The sequence below is a fragment of the Cupriavidus sp. 291-E7 genome (assembly GCF_057798835.1).
Genome location: NZ_JBYOJV010000014.1, coordinates 128,796 through 150,671 on the forward strand (window position 1 = coordinate 128,796; position 21,876 = coordinate 150,671).

Consider the following 21,876-nt stretch of genomic DNA (forward strand, 5'->3'; position numbering starts at 1 on the left):
GTTGTCCCGACATCATAAGGCCATACGAGGGCCATACAAGCACGGTTGCGTGGGTTGCCCCCGTAAGTCTCGCTGCCTTCTCCCGCCGGCGGGAGTGGCGCTATTCGCTCGCCGCCGGGGCTGGGGTCACATGAACCGCCAGCCAGACCGTCGGCTGCGCCGCGTCGGTCCATGCCACGCGATGCCGGCAATGCGCCGGCAGCTGCAGCCAGTCTCCCGCGCCGAGCGTGCGGGTGTCGCCACCGTCGATCTCCACGGCCGCGCTGCCGCTGATCACCAGCACCCACTCGTCATCGTCGCTGTCGTACCAGAATCCGGGCGGGCTGGCCTGGCCGTTCGAGACGATCCGCTCGATGCGCACCTGGCCTGTGGCTTGCCACCTCAGTAGATCGGTGAATACCTCTCCGTCGGCATGGACCGGTACGTCGCCGAGCAGGTTGCCTTGGGTAGCGTGCATGGCGGTTTCCTTGGCAGGCGCGTCAGTCGGCTGGGCCACCGGGCGCGATAACCTCGCGCGTGCCGTTGCGGCCCATCGGCGAAACCAGGCCCGCCGCTTCCATCTGTTCGATCAGGCGCGCCGCGCGGTTGTAGCCGATGCGCAACTGCCGCTGGACGGCCGAGATCGATGCGCGGCGCGACGTCAGCACGAACTGCGCGGCTTCGTCGTAAAGCGGATCTGCCTCGCCATCCGTGCCGCCGCCTTCGCCGAACAGGTCGGCGGCCCCTTCCGGCGCATCGCCAGCCAGGATGGCCTCGTCATAGTCGGGTTCGCCAAACTGCTTCCAGTGCTCCACCACGCGATGCACTTCGTCGTCGGCAACAAAGGCGCCGTGCACGCGCTGCGGATAGCCGGTGCCCGGCGGCAGGAACAGCATGTCGCCCTGCCCCAGCAGGCTTTCGGCGCCCATCTGGTCCAGGATCGTGCGCGAGTCGATTTTGGACGATACCTGGAACGCCACGCGCGTTGGAATATTGGCCTTGATCAGGCCCGTGATCACATCCACCGACGGCCGCTGCGTGGCCAGGATCAGGTGGATACCGGCCGCGCGCGCCTTCTGCGCCAGCCGGGCGATCAGCTCTTCGATCTTCTTGCCGGCCACCATCATCAGGTCGGCCAGTTCGTCGATGACGACCACGATCAGCGGCAGCGTCGACAGCGGCTCCGGCGCATCCGGCGTCAGCGAGAACGGGTTCGGCACCTTCTGCTCCGCGGCCTCCGCGGCGCGGATCTTCTGGTTGTAGCCAGCCAGGTTGCGCACGCCCAGCGCCGACATCAGCCGGTAGCGCTTTTCCATTTCACCCACACACCAGTTCAGCGCGTGAGCGGCCTGCTTCATATCGGTGACTACCGGAGCCAGCAGGTGAGGAATGCCCTCGTAGACCGACAGCTCCAGCATCTTCGGGTCGATCATGATCAGGCGCACGTCTTCCGGCGTGGCCTTGTAAAGCATCGACAGAATCATGGCGTTGACCGCCACCGACTTGCCCGAGCCGGTCGTACCGGCCACCAGCAGGTGCGGCGCGCGGGCCAGATCGGTCACCACCGGGTTGCCCGTGATGTCCTTGCCCATCGCCAGCACGAGCTTGGACGCGTGGGCATCGAACGCGTTGCCGCTGACGATTTCCGACAAGCGGATCATCTGGCGCTTTGCATTGGGCAGTTCCAGCCCCATGCAGGTCTTGCCCGGAATGGTTTCGACCACGCGGATCGACGTCACGCCCAGCGCGCGGGCCAGATCCTTCATCAGGCCCACCACCTGCGCGCCGCGCACACCCACCGCCGGATCCACCTCGAAGCGGGTAATGACCGGGCCGGCACTGGCACCCACCACCGACACCGGCACTTTGAATTCGGCCAGACGCTGCGCGATCAGTTCGCCGGTCTGCTGCAGGCGCTCCTCGGAGATCTGTTCGGCGTTGTCGTTGGCGGCTTCCAGCAGGCCGACGGCCGGCAATCGGTAGTCGACCGCCACGCGCGGCGCGGGCGGCGCCGGGGCAACCACGGCAGGCACGGGCTGGGCGGGCTGGGCCGGTGCCAGCGGCACGGTCTTGCCCACCACGGCCTGCAGCACGATGCGCGGCTTCGGCGTGGGTTGGACGAAGGCATTGGCGTCTTCGACTGGCGCCGGGTCTTCCGCGGCAATGGCGACCGAACCGGAAATATTGGCCACATCGACGGCCTGCGGCGTCACGGTTTCGGGTTCAGGCGTGGCCGGCATTTCGGCCTCAGCGGCGGCCTCCTCTTCAGCCTCCGCTTCCGAGATCGACGCGGCCACGGCTGCGTCGATGGCTTCCGATGCCGACGAAATCGTGAAGGTTGCGGCTTCGGATTCGGCTTCGGATTCGGCTTCGGATTCGGCTTCGGATTCGGCTTCGGATTCGGGTCCAGCTTCGGCTGCGACTGCGGCTGCGATTTCGGCGGCGGCTTCAGTCACCGGCGCCTCGATCTCCGAAACCAGCGGTTCCGACGGCATTGCTGCTTCGACAGGCTGCGCGTCAAACGCCGGCACAGCCTCGGTCGGTGCGTCGAGCGCCTGGACGACGTCCTGTGAATGCAGGTCCGCCAACGTCACTGCGCCTGGGGCATCCATCGGCCTGCCAGCCAGCACGCGCAATTCGGCGAGCAGGGCCATCGCCTCGTCGCGGATCGATGCCATCGTGACTGGCGCTTCAACGCTCGTCCGCGAGGACGTCTCTTCGGCCACGTCTTCAGCGCTGGCCGCAGCCGCGATCATTCCGAGATCGGCGACGATTTCAGTCGCGCGCGATACGCCCTGCGTATCCACGGCGGTCTCTGTCACCGGCGGCGCCTCTGCCTCTACAACGGCCACATCCGTATCCGAAACCGCCTGAACGGCTGCCGCGCTGGCGGCGACACCGGCGGCGACACCGGCAGGCTTCGTCATCGACTCGGGCAGCGTCGTGACCGCCGAGCGCAGCCCAAGCGCCGGATTGCGGAACGGGCTGCTGACCACGGTCGCCTGAGGCGCTGGCCGGGCAGGCTGCGTGGCCGTTGCCGGCTTTGCCTGCGGCTTCTGCTGGGCGGGAGTTTCTGGCTTGGGTGCCGGCCGTGCGGGCGCGGCAGCCGGTTCACGCTTCACGGCGCCCGGTGCCTCGGCATGATGCAGCCAGATCTCGCCCGGCTGCGGCGGCGACTGGCGCGTGCGCGGCGGCGGCTGCCAGGCCGGCTGGCGGCGCGCCGACACGGCTTCGATACCCTTGTGGCGCGGTGCCTGCCATCCGCCTGAAGTCTGCGCCGGAAGCGACGTGGTCTCCCAGCGCTCCGCCGGTTCGCGTGCCGCCGGTTGCGCAGGCGCGCTGTCGTTGCGGTATTCGTTACGGTATTCGTTACGGTGCTCGGCGCGAGAATCCGCGCGGGTGTCCTGGCGGACCGGGGCAGGCGCCTCGTCGGCGTCGATGCGCGGCTTGCGCAGCAGGAACAGGCTGCGCCAGGTTTCGCCGAAGACCATCGGAGCGGCCAGGCCCAGCACGGCGAGCATCATCAGCAATGCGCCGGTCCATCCCAGCATGCCGGACACCGTGCCGGCCAATGCGTGGCCTACGGCGCCGCCGGCCGTCGCGCCCTCACCCTCGCCGCCGGTCAGCGCTTCCAGCGTGGCGCTGGCGCCCAGCACCAGCACCGTACCCATCCATACACGCAGCGAGCCGCGGCCGAACAAGCGGCGATCGCCGGCAAGCACACGGCCCACCGTTCGCCAGACAAGCGGCAACAGCCAGAAGGTCGACAATCCGAACCAGCCCAGACCCATTTTCGATATGACACATTCAAAACCACGGGCAGCGATTGTAGCGGGTCTGGCTGCGCGGCAAGGCCGCCGCGAGTAAAAACTTACGCTTTTGGTGCGCGTTATTGGCTGGGCGCTCCCAGGCCGGCGCGGAATGGATATTTGGCGAAGATCATTCCCACCACCTGCTCGATGACCAACTTGCTGTTTTGCCGTTCCGGCTCGCTGGCATCGCCCTGCGCGACACCTTCCCAGACCAGTTGGTTCTTACGTGCATCGACAAGGTCGATGTTCAGCGTGCCTTCCGTATAGGCGTACGTATCGCTATAGAAGCCATAACCGGGCCACGGCGCATAGAGGCCGCCGCGATAGGCGTAATACCCCATGTATCCCGGCGGCGGCATCGGTGCCGGACTGCTGACGATCTTCTGCTGGAACTGCATGTTGAAGTTGATCAGCAGATCGGGCTGCCGTGGCACGAACTCATAACCGCGCGAGGTCATCTCGCGCTCGACGGCCTCCTTCAGATACTGGGTCGTCAGGCTTTCATAGCCTTGCCGGTCCGTCCCGGGGCGCGGCACGAACGCGAACGTCCGGTATTGCGAAAAATCGGTGCTGTGGTTGTAGTCGGTACGGATATCCGGGCCGGTGGCGCATCCTGCCAGCGCCAGCGCGGCCAGCACCGCGCCGGCCGCATGCGTTGGCACGCGTGAAGAAATCAGGCCTGCCATCACAGTCTCCTTAGTTCCACTTCCCGTCGATGCCACCCACGCTGAACCGCCCCGCGCCAAGAAACACCAGGGCCAGCGCGCCGGCCAGGTACATCCCCTGCAGTTCCAGCGCCCAGCCGCCCGTGGGCGCCATCTCGCCAAGCTGTTTCATGTGCACCAGCCCAAGCGCAAACAGCATGTTGATGGCGATGATCAGCGCGCCCAGGCGCGACCACAGGCCAATGATGAGAAGAATCGGCGCCACGATCTCGCCGATATAGACGCCATAGGCCAGCGCGGCCGGCAGCCCCGCCTGCGTCACCGTTTGCGTGACAAAGGCCGGACCGGACATCAGCTTTGCGATGCCGTGCAACAGAATCAGTACGCCCAGTACGATGCGGAGAATGGCTTTGCCCAGGTCCTGCGTTCCTTGCGTGCGACTCATCGCGTTGGCTCCTTGCAGTTGGATTCAGGCACATGTGACCTGCACAACTACCTTAGATCGTGCCAGCGTGAAGGTAAAGGCGCAGCATTGCCCGCTCACGCCGCGTCCTGGGTCAGTTCGCGTCCGGCGGCGGCGCGCTCGTCCGCATGGGCGGCTCGGTCGGCGGCGCGGCATGCATGGGCACTCCGCCCATCGTCATCATGCCCACCTTGCGCGCGTGCTCCGGCAAGACTTCGGCCAGAAAATCGAGGAAACGGCGCAACGCCGGCGTAACGCCCTGCCTGGACGGGAATACCGCGTGCAGCACGCCCATCGGCAGGTCCCATTGGGGCAGCACCACTTCCAGATCGCCGCGCTCGATATCGTCGCGGCAATACATGCGCGGCAGCATCGCCACGCCCACCCCGGCGATGGCAGCCTCGCGCAAAATGGCGAACTCGTCGGAAACCAGGCGCGGATCGTAGCCAATGTTGACCGGCTCGCCGGACTTGTCGAACAGCGTCCAGACGTGGCGCCCCTCGTGGGGCTTCTGCCCAACCCCAGGCATGCCTTCCAGCGCCTGCGGCGTGCGTGGGCGACCGATACTATCCAGCAGCGTCGGACTGGCCACGAGCTTCAGGTCGCTCTTGCCGAACGTGCGCACGGCCAGGCTGGAATCGTCCAGTACGTTGCGCACGCGCAGTGCCAGGTCGTATCCCTCGGCAATGACATCGACACGCCGGTTGGTGGCCTCGATTTCAAGCTGGATGCCGGGATTGGCGCGCATGAAATGGCCGATGTTCGGCGCGAGCAGGATCTGGACGATGGCCACGGGACAACTGACGCGAAGACATCCACCCGGCTGCTCGCGCGCCTGTTCGATCACTTCGCGCGCCGCCTCGGCCGCTTGCAGCATCTCCCGGCACCGAGCGTAGTAAGACTCCCCCAATGGCGTTACGCGCACCTGCCGCGTGGTACGGCGCAACAGTTGCACGCCCAGATCGCGCTCCAGCTGGGCGATCCGGCGCGACAGGCGCGACTTGGGCACCCCGGTGGCACGGCTTGCCGCTGAGAAACTGCCGTGCTGCACCACCTGGGCGAACAGCGACAAATCGTTGAGATCCTGCATGGTCAGCGCTCCGTTGCATCTATAGAACAATCATTTGCATTTTGCCTCACTAGCGGCATCAATGGCCAGCCTATATCTTTCAGCCATCCCAACCGAACTTAGTGGAGCCAGACAATGAACATCCTGCAGATCGATTCGAGCGTACTGGGCGACAACTCCGTATCGCGTAACCTGACCGCCAGCGTCGTTGCCGACCTCGTGGCCAAGAACCCGCAAGCCAACGTCACCGTGCGTGACCTGGACCGTGAATCGCCGGCCCACCTCGGCAACCATCTGCTTCCCGTACTGGGCGGTCCGAAGGACGGCCTGAACGCCACCCAGCAAGCTGAACTGGACATTACCGAAGCGTACCTGGCCGAATTCCTGGCCGCCGACGTCCTGGTGATTGGCGCACCGCAATACAACTTTGGCATCCCGAGCCAGCTCAAGGCCTGGATCGATCGCATCGCGCAAGCCGGCCGCACGTTCCGCTATACCGAAAACGGCCCCGAAGGCCTGGCCAAGGGCAAGAAGGCCATTGTGGTGTCGTCGCGCGGCGGCGTGCGCCAGGACGGCGCGGCGCTGGACCTGCATGAAGTCACGGTCGATGTGGTGCTGCGATTCCTGGGCATCACCGATATCACTTACGTGCGTGCCCACGGCCTGGCAATGGGCCCGGAAGCCCGCGAAGCCGGTCTGAGCACGGCCAAGACGGAAATCGCGGCGCTCAACGACGCACTGCGCGCGGCCGCCTGAGTCATCCGGCCTCCCGCCGTAGCCGTATCCCCGCCTCCGTGAAGTACCCGGCGTCACGCCTCCCCTGGCGCCGGATGCTGCCTGAGACAGGTATCCCCAGTGGGGTACCTGTCTTTTTTTGTTTGCCCCGGCTGTAGGCGTTGACCTACGCCTGGCGCGGAAGCCGGCCGGCTCGCCCCACGGCGCAGATGGGTCTATGATGATTCGACTTTGCCAGCCCAACCTGCGTTCGCCATCCGGGAGTCTGCATGACCGCCGCTTCAGCTCTGCTGCCTGCCACCGCCAGTCATCCGCCGCACGAACCCGCGCTGCTCAGCCAGTACCGCCACGTCCGCGCGGCAACGGAGGCGCTGGTGGCTGATCTGTCCGACGCCGATGCGACCGTGCAGTCGATGGACGATGCCAGCCCGGCCAAGTGGCACCTGGCACATACCACGTGGTTCTTCGAGGAATTCGTGCTCGCCGCCCGGATCGCCGACTACGAACCCGTGGACCCGCAGTACCGCTACCTGTTCAACTCCTATTACGAAGCCGTTGGCGCGCGCCATCCCCGCCCGCGTCGCGGTCTGCTGACGCGGCCCTCGCTCGATGAGGTGCTTGCCTATCGCGAGGCGGTGGACGACACCATGCTGTCGCTGCTGATGACCGCGCAGACCGACGACGAAGCCGCGTTGATCACGCTCGGCCTGCATCACGAACAGCAACACCAGGAACTGCTGCTGACCGACATCCTGCATCTGTTCGCGCAGAACCCGCTGCGACCCGCCTTTGCGCCAGCGCTGACCGTTCCCGTTGTGGCGGATCCCCGGCCCGCGCCGGACTGGATTGCGATACCCGGCGGCATCGTCTCGATTGGGCATGACGGCGACGGCTTTGCCTTCGATTGCGAAGGGCCGCGCCATCAAGTGCTGCTGCAGCCCTACACGCTGTGTTCGCATCCGGTAAGCAACCGGCAATGGTTCGAATTCATTGAGGACGGCGGGTATCAGACCGCGGGATTGTGGCTGTCCGATGGCTGGCGCTGGGTATGCGACAACCGCATCGAAGCGCCGCTCTACTGGGAAGACCGGGACGGCACCTGGTGGCACATGACGCTGCGCGGCATGCAGCCGGTGGACCCGGAAAGCGCGGTTACGCATGTGAGTTTCTTTGAAGCCGATGCCTTCGCCCGCTGGGCCGAACGGCGCCTGCCGACCGAAGCGGAATGGGAGCACGCCACGCGCAATCTGCCCGCCACCGGCAACTTCGTCGAAGGCCGCTCGCTCCGGCCACAGCCCGATCGCCAGAACACATCGGGCGTACTGCGGCAGATGTTTGGCGACGTCTGGGAATGGACGGCCAGCGCCTTCCTGCCCTACCCCGGCTTCCGCCCGAGCGCTGGGGCCGTAGGCGAGTACAACGGAAAATTCATGAGCAGCCAGATGGTGCTGCGCGGCGGGTCCTGCATCACGCCGGAATCGCATATCCGCGCCACCTACCGCAACTTCTTCTACCCGCATCAGCGGTGGCAATTCACCGGCGTCAGGCTGGCTGACGACGCCTGAAGCCAGCAATCGTTGCCGGCTGCGCAGCGGGAATCTCAGCGTCGTTCGAGGCTGGCCACGCCGGAAGGCGCATCGTTGATTTCATAGCTGGTGCTGCGCCCACCCCCTGCCGACTTGCGCAGGGCGCCGCGTTCCAGCAGATCGTTGATATCCCGCAGTGCCGTGTCCGCCGAGCATTTGGCAAGGGCCGCCCATTTGCTGGTGGTGAGCTTGCCGTCGAAGCCGTCCAGCATCCGGTTCAGCACCTTCACCTGCCGAGCATTGAGCGCCTGCATGCCCCAGTGGTGCCAGAAGCGCGCCTTGACCAGTACGTCGTCGAGTGTGACCAGCGCCTGCTGCACGGCGCGGAGCAGCGTCTCGAAAAACCATGCCAGCCAGGGCGTGACATCCATTGAATCCTTCTGCGTGCGTTCGAGGATGTCGTAATACGCATTGCGCTCACGCTGGATCTGGGCTGACAGGCTGTAGAAACGCTGCGAGCTGCCATCGGCCCGCGCCAGCATCAGGTCGCCGATCGCCCGCGCGATACGGCCATTACCATCATCAAACGGGTGCAGCGTGACGAACCACAAATGAGCGAGTCCGGCACGGACCAACGGCGGCTCAGTGGGTGCCGCGTTGACCCAATCGATGAATCGCTCGGTCTCGGCGGCGAGACGCGCGGCCGGTGGCGCCTGGAAATGGACGCGCTGCCGGTACATAGGGCCGGAAACCACCTGCATGGGGCCCGCGGAGTCGTCGCGCCATTGGGCAACGTTGATCCGGGACAGGCCAGAGTAGCCGGTCGGAAAGAGCGCCGCGTGCCAGCCGAACAGCCGCGCCCTGGTGACCGGGGTCTGGCTGTTGGCGGTGGCGTCGATCACCAGTTCGACCACCCCGTCGACATGGCGGTCTACCGGCGCCAGCGCGCCGATATCGACACCGAGCCTTCGGGCGATGGACGAGCGTACCGAATGGACATTGAGATGTTCGCCCTCGATTTCGCTGGTCTTGACCACATCGTCAGTCAGCGCCGCAAGACAGGTCTGATCGCGCAGGCCCATGCCGAGGTCCGCCAGCCTGCCCAGTAGCATGCCCTGAGCCCGGCTGACCTCGGACATGACTGTCGCCAACGTGCTCAGGTCATACCGCCAGACCGGCCAGTCGGGAGCTTGCCAGATATAGGTATATTCACCGCGATTCATGCGGCGATTATGGATGGCATTCTCCGCAAAGGCAAATTAATCACCGCATCGGATGCGGTGATTAAGGGTGTCAAACACCGCAAGCCAGCCTATAAGTACTCATATCGGCACTTCTGAGATTAAACCCAGCAGGATGGGGACCTCTGCCCTCTATCCCTGAAGCCAGCCTTTTGGTGGGCCGGTACGGCCCCTCCTTGGCCGCAAAAAATCTTGGCAGTTAATTGCGTTATAGCCAACAACCTTCCGCTGATAGAAACCCCGCTCGGATTTCAACCTTCCCGCAAGCGACGCCACAGCGTGGTGGCGCTGATGCCAAGCTGCGCGCAGGCAGCGGCGCGGTTGCCGCCACACTCGGCCAGCACGCGGCGGATATGCTCGGCCTGGCTCGCCTTTGCCACCCCGGCCAGGGATCGGGCGCCATTGGTGCCAAGCTCGGCCGCATCGATGACAGCCGGCGGCATCACGGCTGCGTCGTGCCCGGAAAACAACTCCGGCACGGCCGCCTGCAATTCGCGTTGCAGCGCGGCGGGGGCCAGCTCTGCCCCGGCGACCAGTACGGCGATGCGCTCCGTCACGTTCTCCAGTTCACGAATATTGCCGGGCCACGTATATAGGGAAAGCCTTGCGCGGACGGTATCGGGCAAAGCCTGCGGGGATTCGATGCCCAGCCGCTCCTGCGCGCGCCGGTACAGCAACGTTGCCAAGGCGGCCAGATCGGCGGCCCGGTCGCGCAGCGGTGGCATTTCGATCCGCAGGATATTGAGCCGGTAGTACAGATCCTGACGGAAGGTGCCCGCGCGCACGAGCGCGGCCAGGTCGCGGTGGGTGGCGGCAATCACACGCACGTTGACCGGGACTGCTTCGATGCCGCCGATCGGCAGCACCTGCTTTTCCTGCAGCACGCGCAGCAGCCGGGTCTGCAGCGCCGGCGGCATGTCGCCCACTTCGTCCAGGAACAGCGTGCCGTTGTGCGCCGACTCGAACAGGCCAGCCTTGCCACCACGCCGGGCGCCGGTGAAAGCGCCCTCTTCATAACCAAACAGCTCCGATTCAAGCAACGTTTCGGGGAATGCCGCGCAATTGACCGCAACGAACGGAAATGCGCGGCGCGGGCTGGCATCGTGCATGCCCTGGGCCAGCACCTCCTTGCCGGTACCACTCTCGCCGCTGACCAGCACCGTCGAGTCCACCACGGCGTACCGTCGGGCCAGCGCGCGCAGATCGCTCATCGCCGGAGAATCGCCGGCCAGATCGTCGAGGCTGTAGCGCACGCCCGCCGCGCGGGCACGCGTGCGCGAGCGCAGGTTGCGGTCCGCGCGATGGATGGCATTGGCGTCCTGGATCGTCAGCACCGCACCGGACGTGCCGGCCTCGCCAACAATTGGAATACGGTTCACCACCACCATCCGGTCGCCCAGCCTGTGGATTGCCTCCAGCTCGCGCGTGCCGCTTTGCATCACGCCGTCGAGCGACAGACCCGGCGCCAGCGTGGACAGCTTGCGCCCCACCGCCACGCCAGCCGGCGTGCCCAGAAAGCGTTCCATCGCCGGGTTGAAAGCCTGAACGCGCCCTTCCGCATCGACGGCGGCCACCCCTTCATTGAGGTGAGCCAGGATGGCATTGACGTAGTCACGTCGTGTGGATTCGATACGGCGCAGCCGCGCGGCCTCGATGGCGTCTTCCAGTGCCAGCCGCACCGCATTGCCCGAATACAGGAACACGCCCACCAGCCCGTACTTGTCGGCCAGGTCGGTCACCATGCCCGGCCCCACCACCACGCGAATGCCTTCCTCCTTGAGTGCGCGCACGCGCGCCGTGGCATCGTCCTCGGTCAGGTAGGTGTAGCGCGGAATGTCAAGGCCAAAGGCTCCGACGAAATCGTCGACCTCGGCGTACGTGGACGCGTGCGTGACCAGCGCCACCTTCGGCGAAATTCGTCGCGCGGTGGCCAGCGCGCTCATGACATCGAAGCCCGTGACCTTGACCAGCACGACCGGCACGTCCACATGCTGACGCAGGTATGCCCCGTTGGAACCGCCCGCGACCACCACATCGACGCGACTCTCGCGCGCCTCGCGGTTGATCGCGCTGGCAGCCGCCTCGAAGGCCCGCCCTACGATACGAAACTCCGCACGCGCGGCATAGGCCGGAATCAGGTCAGCGAACGCGCGTGACAGGCGGCTGATCCCCATCGCCCAGATGCGCGGACGGGCGCCGGCAGCGGCCGGTGTGGCGGGATTCAGCGGAATGGGAGTGGGCAGCGATGACATGGCGGCCTGACGCGGGATTCAGTTACGCGCATTGTGCGCCCCCGTGTCATGCATTTCAACTTTGAAATTCATGAAATCCAGCCATGCAACGATAGCGTGATGCCAGCGGCGCCCGATCATCCCTTCGCAGCCTCGAAAACATCACCTAACCCACTGAACCGTAAGGGTTTCTGCCTACCGGAATGACGCCAACGGCATCGCCGGACCACCGTCGGACACGCTGGCACACCCCTTGCGCTTAATGCCCGCCCTGCCCCCGAAGCAGGTTTGAACCAACAAGAGAACCACGCCATGACTTTTTCCGCCAACGAACTCGCCCGCTCCGCGGGTGCCCGCTTCCGCCAGGCCCTGATCGACGAAACCCCGCTGCAGATTCCGGGCACGATCAACGCCAACCATGCGCTGCTGGCCAAGCGTGCCGGCTACCGCGCGATCTACCTGTCCGGCGGTGGCGTGGCCGCGGGTTCGCTGGGCCTGCCCGACCTGGGCATCTCGAACCTGGACGATGTGCTGACCGACATCCGCCGCATCACCGATGTCTGCGACACGCCACTGCTGGTGGACGTCGACACCGGTTTCGGTTCGTCGGCTTTCAATGTGGCCCGCACCACGCGCTCGCTGATCAAGTTCGGCGCGGCTGCCATGCATATCGAAGACCAGGTCGGCGCCAAGCGCTGCGGCCATCGGCCGAACAAGGAGATCGTCGGCCGCGACGAAATGGTCGATCGCATCAAGGCCGCGGTCGATGCGCGCACCGATGAAAACTTCGTGATCATGGCCCGCACCGACGCGCTGGCCGTGGAAGGCCTGGACGCCGCCATCGAGCGCGCCGTGGCCTGCGCGGAAGCCGGCGCCGACGCCATCTTCCCGGAAGCCATGACCGACCTGGACATGTATGCCAAGTTCGTCGATGCCGTGAAGGTGCCGGTGCTGGCCAACCTGACCGAGTTCGGCGCCACGCCGTATTTCACGCTGGACGACCTGCGCGGCGTGGGCGTGGCGATGGCGCTGTATCCGTTGTCGGCATTCCGTGCCGCCAACAAGGCCGCCGAAAACGTCTTTGCGGCCATCCGCCGTGACGGCACTCAGAAGAACGTGGTGGACACCATGCAAACGCGCGCCGAACTCTACGAACGGATCGACTACCATGCCTACGAGCAGAAGCTAGACGCCCTGTTCACCCAAGGCAAGGCCCGGTAACCGACGATCGCGCCCACGTTCGCGCTATTCTTTGCGATGCGGTCTTTTGCGATGCAATAGGACAACCCACCATGACTGCACGCACCCCAAACAATCGAAATCGAATCAAGGAGACCCAGATGTCCGAAGCCCAACCGCTGGCCACGCCGAAGCCCAAGAAATCCGTTGCCCTGTCGGGCGTTGCCGCCGGCAACACCGCGCTGTGCACCGTTGGCCGTAGCGGGAACGATCTCCACTATCGCGGCTACGACATCCTCGACATCGCCGACACGTGCGAATTCGAGGAAATCGCCCACCTGCTGGTGCACGGCAAGCTGCCGAACAAGTCCGAACTGGCCGCCTACAAGACCAAGCTCAAGGCCCTGCGCGGTCTGCCCGCCAACGTGAAGGCCGCCCTGGAATGGGTGCCGGCCAGCGCCCACCCGATGGACGTGATGCGCACGGGCGTGTCGGTGCTGGGCACGGTACTGCCGGAAAAGGACGATCACAACACCCCGGGCGCGCGCGACATCGCCGACCGCCTGATGGCAAGCCTGGGTTCGATGCTGCTGTACTGGTACCACTACAGCCACAACGGCCGCCGCATCGAGGTGGAAACCGACGACGACTCGATCGCCGCCCACTTCCTGCACCTGCTGCACGGCGAAGCCCCGTCCAAGCTCTGGGAACGCGCGATGCAGACGTCGCTGATCCTGTACGCGGAGCACGAGTTCAATGCGTCGACGTTTGCCTGCCGCGTGGTGGCCGGCACCGGTTCCGACATGTATTCGGCCATCTGCGGCGGCATCGGCGCGCTGCGCGGTCCGAAGCACGGCGGCGCCAATGAAGTGGCGTTCGAGATCCAGAAGCGCTACGACACCCCGGACGAAGCCGAGGCCGACATCCGTCAGCGCGTGGAAAACAAGGAAGTGGTGATCGGTTTCGGCCACCCTGTGTACACCATCTCCGATCCGCGTAATGTGGTGATCAAGGAAGTGGCCCGCAAGCTGTCGAAGGACGCCGGTTCGCTGAAGATGTTCAACATCGCCGAGCGCCTTGAAACGGTGATGGCCGACGCCAAGAAGATGTTCCCGAACCTCGACTGGTTCAGCGCCGTGAGCTACCACATGATGGGTGTGCCCACCGCGATGTTCACGCCGCTGTTCGTGATTGCCCGCACGTCGGGCTGGGCGGCGCACGTGATCGAGCAACGGATCGACAACAAGATCATCCGTCCGACGGCCAACTATACCGGCCCGGAGAACCTGAAGTTCGTGCCGATCGAAAAGCGCGCCTGATCCTCAAGCAAAAGCAACAGTGCCGCTGTCTCGCCCAGCCTTTCACGGGCGGACAGCAGGCACGCCAGTCCTCACGCCGCCATGAATACCGCATACCGCAAGCCGCTGCCCAGCACGAAGCTCGACTATTTCGATGCCCGCGCAGCCGTCAATGACATCTCCCCGGGCGCCTGGGACAAGCTGCCGTACACATCGCGCGTACTGGCCGAAAACCTGGTGCGCCGATGCGACCCCGCCACGCTGACCGATTCGCTGAAGCAGCTCATCGAACGCCGCCGTGACCTCGATTTCCCGTGGTTCCCGGCCCGCGTGGTCTGCCATGACATCCTGGGCCAGACCGCGCTGGTGGACCTTGCCGGCCTGCGCGATGCCATCGCCGACCAAGGTGGCGATCCGGCCAAGGTGAACCCCGTGGTGCCGGTGCAGTTGATCGTCGACCACTCGCTGGCCGTGGAATGCGGCGGCTTTGATCCCGATGCGTTCGCCAAGAACCGCGCCATCGAAGATCGCCGCAACGAAGACCGTTTCGATTTCATCAACTGGACCAAGAAGGCGTTCCGCAACGTCGACGTGATCCCGCCGGGCAACGGCATCATGCACCAGATCAATCTGGAGAAGATGTCGCCCGTGATCCATGCCGACCACGGCGTGGCCTACCCCGATACCTGCGTCGGCACCGACAGCCATACGCCGCACGTGGACGCGCTGGGCGTGATCGCCATCGGCGTGGGCGGCCTGGAGGCCGAGAACGTGATGCTGGGCCGCGCGTCATGGATGCGCCTGCCGGACATCGTCGGCGTGGAACTGACCGGGCGCCGCCAGCCCGGCATCACAGCCACCGACATCGTGCTGGCCCTGACCGAATTCCTGCGCAAGGAAAAGGTCGTTGGCGCCTACCTCGAATTCCGTGGCGAAGGGGCTTCGAGCCTGACGCTGGGCGACCGCGCCACGATCTCGAACATGGCGCCCGAGTATGGTGCCACGGCGGCCATGTTCTTCATCGACGAGCAGACCACCGAATACCTGCGCCTGACCGGCCGCGACGAAGCCCAGGTGCAACTGGTTGAAACCTATGCCAGGACCGCCGGCCTGTGGGCCGACGCGCTGAAGACGGCCGAATACGAGCGCGTGCTGTCGTTCGATCTGTCGTCGGTGGTGCGCAACATGGCAGGCCCGTCGAATCCGCACAAGCGGCTGCCGACGTCCGACCTGGCGGCACGCGGCATCGCCGGCAAGTGGGAAGAAACGCCGGGCCAGATGCCCGATGGCGCCGTCATCATCGCCGCCATCACGAGCTGCACGAACACCAGCAACCCGCGCAACGTGATTGCCGCCGCGCTGCTGGCCCGCAACGCCAACGCACGCGGCCTGACGCGCAAGCCGTGGGTCAAGTCGTCGCTGGCGCCGGGATCGAAGGCCGTTGAACTCTATCTGGAAGAAGCCAACCTGTTGCCCGATCTGGAAAAGCTCGGTTTTGGCATCGTGGCTTTTGCCTGCACGACCTGCAACGGCATGTCGGGCGCGCTCGATCCGAAGATCCAGCAGGAGATCATCGACCGCGACCTGTACGCCACGGCTGTGCTGTCCGGCAACCGCAACTTTGATGGCCGTATCCACCCGTACGCCAAGCAGGCATTCCTGGCTTCGCCGCCGCTGGTGGTGGCCTACGCCATCGCCGGCACGATCCGCTTCGACATCGAGCAGGACGCGCTGGGTACGGACGCCAGCGGCAAGCCCGTGTACCTGAAAGACATCTGGCCGAGCGACGACGAGATCGACGCAATCGTGAAGCAGAGCGTGAAGCCCGAGCAGTTCCGCAAGGTCTACGAGCCGATGTTCGCGCTGCACGCCGAGAACGATACGTCGATCGACCCGCTGTACGACTGGCGTCCGCAGAGCACGTACATCCGCCGTCCGCCGTATTGGGAAGGCGCGCTGGCCGGCGAGCGCACGCTGCGCGGCATGCGGGCGCTGGCGGTGCTGGGTGACAACATCACCACGGACCACCTGTCGCCGTCGAACGCCATCCTGCCGAACAGCGCGGCTGGCGAGTACCTGGCGAAGATGGGCCTGCCGGAAGAAGACTTCAACTCGTACGCCACGCACCGCGGCGATCACCTGACCGCCCAGCGCGCCACGTTCGCCAATCCGACGCTGATGAACGAAATGGCCGTGGTCGATGGCTCGGTCAAGAAGGGATCGTTGGCGCGCATCGAACCAGAAGGCAAGGTCGTGCGCATGTGGGAAGCCATCGAGACCTACATGGGCCGCAAGCAGCCGCTGATCGTGGTGGCCGGTGCCGATTACGGCCAGGGTTCGTCGCGCGACTGGGCCGCCAAGGGCGTGCGCCTGGCCGGCGTGGAAGCCATCGTGGCCGAAGGCTTCGAGCGCATCCACCGCACCAACCTGATCGGCATGGGCGTGCTGCCGGTGGAATTCCTCCCCGGCACCAACCGCCTGACGCTGGGCATCGATGGCGCCGAGACGTTCGACGTGGTCGGCGAACGCCGCCCGCGCGCGGAACTGACGCTGGTCATTCATCGCAAGAACGGCGAGAAGGTCGAAGTTCCCGTGCTGTGCCGTCTGGACAGCGATGAGGAAGTATCGATCTACGAAGCCGGCGGCGTGCTGCAGCGCTTTGCCCAGGATTTCCTGGAATCGTCGCGCGCGGCAGCCTGATTAGGAAACCAGAATGGCTCACTTACCCCAAATCAAGATTCCGGCCACGTATATGCGTGGCGGCACCAGCAAGGGTGTGTTCTTCCGCCTGCAGGACCTGCCCGCTTCGGCGCAGGTTCCCGGCCAGGCGCGCGACCGCCTGCTGATGCGCGTGATCGGCAGCCCCGATCCCTACGGCAAGCAGATCGACGGCATGGGCGCGGCCACGTCGAGCACCAGCAAGACGGTGATCATCTCGAAGAGTTCGCGTCCGGACCACGACGTCGATTACCTGTTCGGTCAGGTGTCGATCGACCAGCCGTTCGTCGACTGGAGTGGCAACTGCGGCAACCTGTCGGCGGCCGTCGGCCCGTTCGCGATCAGCAACGGCTTTATCGATGCATCGCGGATTCCTGAAAACGGCACCGTGACCGTGAAGATCTGGCAAGCCAATATCGGCAAGACGATCATTTCGCACGTGCCGGTCACCAATGGCGCGGTGCAGGAAACCGGCGACTTCGAGCTTGATGGCGTGACGTTTCCGGCGGCCGAAGTCCAGCTCGAATTCATGGACCCTGCCGCCGAGGAAGGCGACGACGGCGGCGGCGCGATGTTTCCGACTGGCAACCTCGTCGACGACCTCGAAGTGCCGGGCATCGGCACGCTCAAGGCGACGATGATCAATGCGGGCATTCCAACGATCTTCGTCAACGCCGAAGCCATTGGTTATACCGGCACCGAGCTGCAGGACGCGATCAACGGCGACGCGAAGGCACTGGCGATGTTCGAGACGATCCGGGCCTACGGCGCCAAGCGCATGGGTCTGATCAAGGACATCGACGAGGCAAAGACGCGCCAGCACACCCCCAAGGTGGCGTTCGTGGCCAAGCCGTCGACCTATACGGCGTCGAGCGGCAAGACCGTCGACGCGGGTGGTGTCGATCTGCTGGTGCGCGCGCTGTCGATGGGCAAGCTGCACCACGCGATGATGGGCACGGCGGCCGTGGCGATCGGCACCGCTGCGGCAGTGCCGGGCACGCTGGTCAACCTTGCCGCTGGCGGCGGCGAGCGCGAGGCGGTGCGCTTCGGGCATCCGTCCGGCACGCTGCGCGTTGGCGCGCAGGCAGCGCAGGTGGACGGTCAATGGACCGTGCAAAAAGCGATCATGAGCCGCAGCGCGCGTGTGCTGATGGAAGGCTGGGTGCGGGTACCGGGCGACAGCTTCTGACGCATCGCACATCCTTCAGTTTGTCGTTACCGAGCGGCATTCTTCCTTGGCGGAGAATGCCGCTTTGTCTTATCTGGCATACGTTTCAGGGTTGTGAGAGTTTTGTGGAGGTTGTCGACGCAACGCCGTTGCATGGTTATAGTGCACGCTCCGTCGCGCATCACCCGACGGCTCCGTGAACCAAACACAAGCGGCGCACGCGTGTTTCCAAAAGACACTCGCCAGACGCCAACAAGAGGAGAAATCATGCAACGTTTTGCCAAGCTCACCCCGCTGTCCGCCCTGCTGTTGTCCGCTACCCTGCTGACCGGCGTCGCACACGCGCAGCTCGCACCGTCCGCCAGCTCCACTGCACCGGCCGGCACCACGGCTGAAGCACGCAAGGCCAACATCGTCATCATCGGCACGGGCGGCACCATTGCCGGCGCCGGTGCATCCGCTACCAACACCGCGGCCTACCAGTCCGCCGTGGTGCCGGTCGACAAGATCATCGCCTCCGTCCCTGAAATCTCGAAGGTCGCCAACGTCAAGGGCGAGCAGATTTTCCAGATCGGCTCGGAGAGCTTCAATAACGAACGCCTGCTCAAGCTGGGCAAGCGCGTGTCGGAACTGCTCAAGCAGCCCGACGTGGACGGCATCGTCATCACGCACGGCACCGACACCATCGAGGAAACCGCATACTTCCTGAACCTGACGCTCAAGAGCGACAAGCCCGTCGTGGTGGTCGGCTCCATGCGTCCGGGCACCGCGCTGGGCGCCGACGGCGCGCTGAATCTCTACGACGCCGTGCTGGTGGCGTCCAATCCGGTATCGAAGGGCAAGGGCACGCTGGTGGTGCTCAACGATGAAATCCAGTCCGGCCGCGACGTGACCAAGACCAACACGTTCAAGACCGAGACGTTCCGCTCGCCGTTCGGCCCGCTGGGTTACGTGGTGGAAGGCCGCACGCTGTTCTTCCGCACGCTGGCTCGCCCGCACACGTTGCAGACCGAGTTCGACATCGACAAGATCGACAAGCTGCCCGAAGTGGCCGTGGTCTACGCCTACGGCAACGTGAACCCGGCCAGCGTCGAAGCCGCCGTGAAGAATGGCGCCAAGGCCATCGTCTACGCGGCCACCGGCAACGGCAGCGTGGGCGACTACATGGTCGAACCGCTCAAGGCCGCGCAGGCCAAGGGTGTGCAGATCGTGCGTGCCTCGCGCACCGGCAGCGGCATCGTCGTGCGTAATGCCGAGCAGCCGGACGACAAGTACAACTGGATCGTGACGGACGACCAACTGCCGCAGAAGGCTCGCATCCTGATGGCGCTGGCGCTGACCAAGACCAACGACCCGAAGGCGCTGCAGCAGATCTTCTGGAAGTATTGATACCGGCAACGTCCTAGAGCAGGGCCGTGCTCATCAACGCCTTGGCGGCGAGCACGGCCTCCGCGTCTTTCTCCGCAAAGACCGACACCTCGGTCACAACCTGGCGCTTGCCACGGCGCACCACGTCGGCAACGGCTCGCAGGTTGGCGGATTGCGCGGGCGCCAGATACTGAATCGACAGCGAACCCGTCGCCCCGCCCTTCACGACCTCCAGGTTCACTGCTGTAAACGCCGCCGCCGCACCCGCCACATCGATCAGCGTGGCGATCACGCCACCGTGCACCATGTCGCCAACGGTGATGTTCTGCATGCTGAATGGCAGCAGCAATTCCACGTGATCGACCTTGACCACATCGAATCGAATGCCAAGCGCACGGGCGACCGGCGAGCCGATCAGCACCGACTCAAGCATGGCCGCATTGCGGGGATCAAGCGATTGGGCGGACATAGCGGGTGTCTCCATGAAAGCGGTCGTTGATCGACGGAGCGCCGATCGACGACCAAGAGTCGGATCACAACCCGTACAGCGTAGGCGTCCGTCAAGCGCACCACAATGACGTCAGGGGTAAATCCCATGTGCCGGAAACGACCAGGCCAGCCGTTTATAATGTGCGGCCAGTTACCGAAGCCCCCGTTTCATGTCTGACCACGCTCCCGAATCGCTCATCCCGCAAGCCGCGTCCGCCCAGGACGAGGCAGAGTCTCGTCTGAGCGACCGGCCGGACAGCCCCTGCATCGGCATCTGCTCGACGCTGTTCGACGAGGTATGCCAGGGCTGCGGTCGCACCGCATTCGAGGTCAGCAACTGGGTGTTTTACAGCGAAGAAGAAAAACAGGTGATCTGGGAACGGATCACGCGCGAAGGCACGGCCTGGCGGTTCCGGCAGGAGTGAATGGGCGGGCCAGCCTCAACCGCCGGCCAGCCGCTTCTCCATATCCTCGACCGCGCTGTTGGCCACGCGCTGGCGAGCCAGCTTGCGCCAGCTTTCGGCCAGGCACGGCAGCCCGGCCATCTCGGCCAGTGCTTCGAAATTGAGACGATCCACGTAGAGCACATGCAGCAACCGCTGCAGGCTCCATTGCGGATAGGGGCGCGCCACCAGGCGCAGCCGGTCGCCCGCCGCCACTTCGCCTTCCTCGATCACGCGGTAGTACCAGCCGGTGCGTCCGCTGCCCTGCACCGCGCGCGACATACCGGCAAACCCGAAGCGGTGATTCAGTTTCCAGCACGGCTGGCGCGCCTGTGACACCTCGACCAGTGCCGTGCCCAGCCGATATCGATCGCCAATACAGACGTCCGCTTCCGTCAAACCCGTGGTACTCAGGTTTTCGCCAAAAGCGCCGGCGCGGTCCAGCAGATCGGGATGTCCGCCCTGCTCCATCAGCTCGCCGCGCCAGCCCGCGTAGTGATCCAGCGGATAGTGGTGCAGCGCCTTTTCCGGTCCACCGTGGTGTTTCGGGTCGCCCTGCTCATCGATCGCCAGGCCAACCATCGTCACGCGCACCACACCTTCCACCGCGCGTTTGTCGATGCCGCTTGGCACGCCTTTTGGCCCGAACGGCTGAATCCTGCCTGCCAGCAGTGTGTCGATCCGGATGTCGATGTCCGTGCCTGTGCTCACAGCCCTGCTTCCTCCATCCATCGCGCAAACATCAACTCGCCGGCGCTGGCCACGGTAGCGCCGATCTCGGCCGTGCGGCGCCGGATGACGCGCGGGTCGATGCCGGCCTTGGCCAGTTCCACGGTATGCCCGATCAGCCAGGTTTCGATATCGCTGGCCTTGACCTCGGGATGAAACTGCAGCGCCAGCACATGCTTGCCAATTGCAAAGGCCTGATTCGGCGTTGCCGATGTGGAGGCCAGCAATTCAGCACCCTCCGGCAGGTCGAACGTATCGCCATGCCAGTGCAAGACCTCCCAGTCCGCGTTGGCCAGTTGCGCCAGAGGCGAACGACGGCCGGCTTCCGTCGGCTGGATCGGCGCCCAGCCAATCTCGCGCGTGCCGGGGTAGACACGGGCACCCGATGCGGCCGCGATCAACTGCGCGCCCAGGCATGCGCCGAGCGTCGGCAATTCCGCCTCAAGGCGTTGCCGGATCACGTTGATTTCGGCTTCGAGCCACGGATAGGCTTCGGTTTCGTAGACACCAATCGGACCGCCCAGCACCACCAGCAGGTCGGCCGGATCGGTCTGCACGAGCGTCAAATCATCCACGCCTGCCTGGTAGATGCGGATGTCATGGCCACGGTCGCGGGCCACATCGGCTATCACGCCCGCATGCTCGAAAGCGACGTGCTGGATCACGTCGGTCCGTAACTGGCGCCGGGGTTCGCTCATCGATTGGTACTCCTGCAAGAGAATTTCGCTGGGTACAGCTCAGGGCCCCATAAGATACCGCACTG

General features: G+C 65.0%; 18 protein-coding genes. 8 read left to right on the forward strand and 10 right to left on the reverse strand.

Annotated elements, in window-relative coordinates:
• Positions 1-100: 100 nt before the first annotated feature.
• The 5 genes from AC3FLX_RS23240 to AC3FLX_RS23260 form a co-directional block, all read right to left on the reverse strand.
• A complete protein-coding gene (locus AC3FLX_RS23240) occupies positions 101-457 on the reverse strand; it encodes a cupin domain-containing protein (RefSeq protein WP_488699680.1) in 357 nt (118 codons plus the stop codon).
• Positions 458-479: 22 nt separating this feature from the next.
• Positions 480-3,770: an FtsK/SpoIIIE family DNA translocase gene (locus AC3FLX_RS23245; protein ID WP_488699681.1), complete on the reverse strand. Its 3,291-nt coding sequence runs from the start codon at positions 3,768-3,770 to the stop codon at positions 480-482.
• A 98-nt stretch (positions 3,771-3,868) separates the two neighbouring features.
• Positions 3,869-4,477, reverse strand: coding sequence for a DUF4136 domain-containing protein (locus AC3FLX_RS23250; protein WP_488699682.1), 609 nt, complete (start codon positions 4,475-4,477; stop codon positions 3,869-3,871).
• A gap of 10 nt (positions 4,478-4,487) precedes the next feature.
• Positions 4,488-4,901, reverse strand: coding sequence for a DoxX family protein (locus AC3FLX_RS23255; RefSeq protein ID WP_488699683.1), 414 nt, complete (start codon positions 4,899-4,901; stop codon positions 4,488-4,490).
• A gap of 112 nt (positions 4,902-5,013) precedes the next feature.
• The gene (locus AC3FLX_RS23260; RefSeq protein ID WP_488699684.1) at positions 5,014-6,009 is read right to left on the reverse strand and encodes a LysR substrate-binding domain-containing protein; all 996 of its coding nucleotides are present in this window, start codon (positions 6,007-6,009) and stop codon (positions 5,014-5,016) included.
• A gap of 114 nt (positions 6,010-6,123) precedes the next feature.
• Between AC3FLX_RS23260 and AC3FLX_RS23265 the strand changes: the two genes are divergently transcribed.
• Positions 6,124-6,744: an FMN-dependent NADH-azoreductase gene (locus AC3FLX_RS23265; RefSeq protein WP_488699685.1), complete on the forward strand. Its 621-nt coding sequence runs from the start codon at positions 6,124-6,126 to the stop codon at positions 6,742-6,744.
• Positions 6,745-6,992: 248 nt separating this feature from the next.
• On the forward strand, positions 6,993-8,288 hold the full coding sequence (gene egtB / locus AC3FLX_RS23270) for an ergothioneine biosynthesis protein EgtB (RefSeq protein ID WP_488699686.1): 1,296 nt from the start codon (positions 6,993-6,995) through the stop codon (positions 8,286-8,288).
• Positions 8,289-8,323: 35 nt separating this feature from the next.
• Here egtB and AC3FLX_RS23275 read toward each other — a convergent pair whose 3' ends face one another.
• Together AC3FLX_RS23275 and prpR are read right to left on the reverse strand one after the other, a co-directional pair.
• Positions 8,324-9,472 (reverse strand): Fic family protein, encoded by a 1,149-nt coding sequence (locus AC3FLX_RS23275; protein WP_488699687.1) that lies wholly within the window; start codon positions 9,470-9,472, stop codon positions 8,324-8,326.
• 269 nt (positions 9,473-9,741) lie between these two features.
• Positions 9,742-11,664 carry a propionate catabolism operon regulatory protein PrpR gene (gene prpR, locus AC3FLX_RS23280; RefSeq protein ID WP_488699738.1) on the reverse strand — a complete coding sequence of 641 codons (1,923 nt, stop codon included), beginning with the start codon at positions 11,662-11,664 and terminating at the stop codon, positions 9,742-9,744.
• 369 nt (positions 11,665-12,033) lie between these two features.
• On the opposite strand from prpR, the gene prpB reads away from it, so the two are divergent.
• The 5 genes from prpB (at position 12,034) to AC3FLX_RS23305 (ending at position 19,473) form a co-directional block, all read left to right on the forward strand.
• On the forward strand, positions 12,034-12,942 hold the full coding sequence (gene prpB, locus AC3FLX_RS23285; RefSeq protein ID WP_488699688.1) for a methylisocitrate lyase: 909 nt from the start codon (positions 12,034-12,036) through the stop codon (positions 12,940-12,942).
• Between the two features lie 119 nt (positions 12,943-13,061).
• Positions 13,062-14,219: a bifunctional 2-methylcitrate synthase/citrate synthase gene (gene prpC, locus AC3FLX_RS23290; protein ID WP_488699689.1), complete on the forward strand. Its 1,158-nt coding sequence runs from the start codon at positions 13,062-13,064 to the stop codon at positions 14,217-14,219.
• Positions 14,220-14,300: 81 nt separating this feature from the next.
• On the forward strand, positions 14,301-16,898 hold the full coding sequence (gene acnD, locus AC3FLX_RS23295) for a Fe/S-dependent 2-methylisocitrate dehydratase AcnD (RefSeq protein ID WP_488699690.1): 2,598 nt from the start codon (positions 14,301-14,303) through the stop codon (positions 16,896-16,898).
• Between the two features lie 13 nt (positions 16,899-16,911).
• Positions 16,912-18,105 carry a 2-methylaconitate cis-trans isomerase PrpF gene (gene prpF, locus AC3FLX_RS23300; RefSeq protein WP_488699691.1) on the forward strand — a complete coding sequence of 398 codons (1,194 nt, stop codon included), beginning with the start codon at positions 16,912-16,914 and terminating at the stop codon, positions 18,103-18,105.
• A 246-nt stretch (positions 18,106-18,351) separates the two neighbouring features.
• Entirely contained in the window at positions 18,352-19,473 is a 1,122-nt protein-coding gene (locus AC3FLX_RS23305; RefSeq protein WP_488699692.1) for an asparaginase, read from the forward strand.
• 13 nt (positions 19,474-19,486) lie between these two features.
• On the opposite strand, the gene AC3FLX_RS23310 is transcribed toward AC3FLX_RS23305, so the two are convergent.
• Entirely contained in the window at positions 19,487-19,921 is a 435-nt protein-coding gene (locus tag AC3FLX_RS23310; protein WP_488699693.1) for a PaaI family thioesterase, read from the reverse strand.
• Positions 19,922-20,111: 190 nt separating this feature from the next.
• On the opposite strand from AC3FLX_RS23310, the gene AC3FLX_RS23315 reads away from it, so the two are divergent.
• Positions 20,112-20,366: a DUF1289 domain-containing protein gene (locus AC3FLX_RS23315; RefSeq protein ID WP_488699694.1), complete on the forward strand. Its 255-nt coding sequence runs from the start codon at positions 20,112-20,114 to the stop codon at positions 20,364-20,366.
• A 15-nt stretch (positions 20,367-20,381) separates the two neighbouring features.
• Here the strand turns inward: AC3FLX_RS23315 and AC3FLX_RS23320 are convergent, their stop codons facing one another.
• Both AC3FLX_RS23320 and AC3FLX_RS23325 read right to left on the reverse strand, forming a co-directional pair.
• The gene (locus AC3FLX_RS23320) at positions 20,382-21,095 is read right to left on the reverse strand and encodes an MOSC domain-containing protein (RefSeq protein WP_488699695.1); all 714 of its coding nucleotides are present in this window, start codon (positions 21,093-21,095) and stop codon (positions 20,382-20,384) included.
• Positions 21,092-21,811: a glutamine amidotransferase gene (locus AC3FLX_RS23325; RefSeq protein WP_488699696.1), complete on the reverse strand. Its 720-nt coding sequence runs from the start codon at positions 21,809-21,811 to the stop codon at positions 21,092-21,094. Before AC3FLX_RS23325 ends, AC3FLX_RS23320 begins: the two co-directional genes overlap by 4 nt.
• Positions 21,812-21,876: the final 65 nt, after the last annotated feature.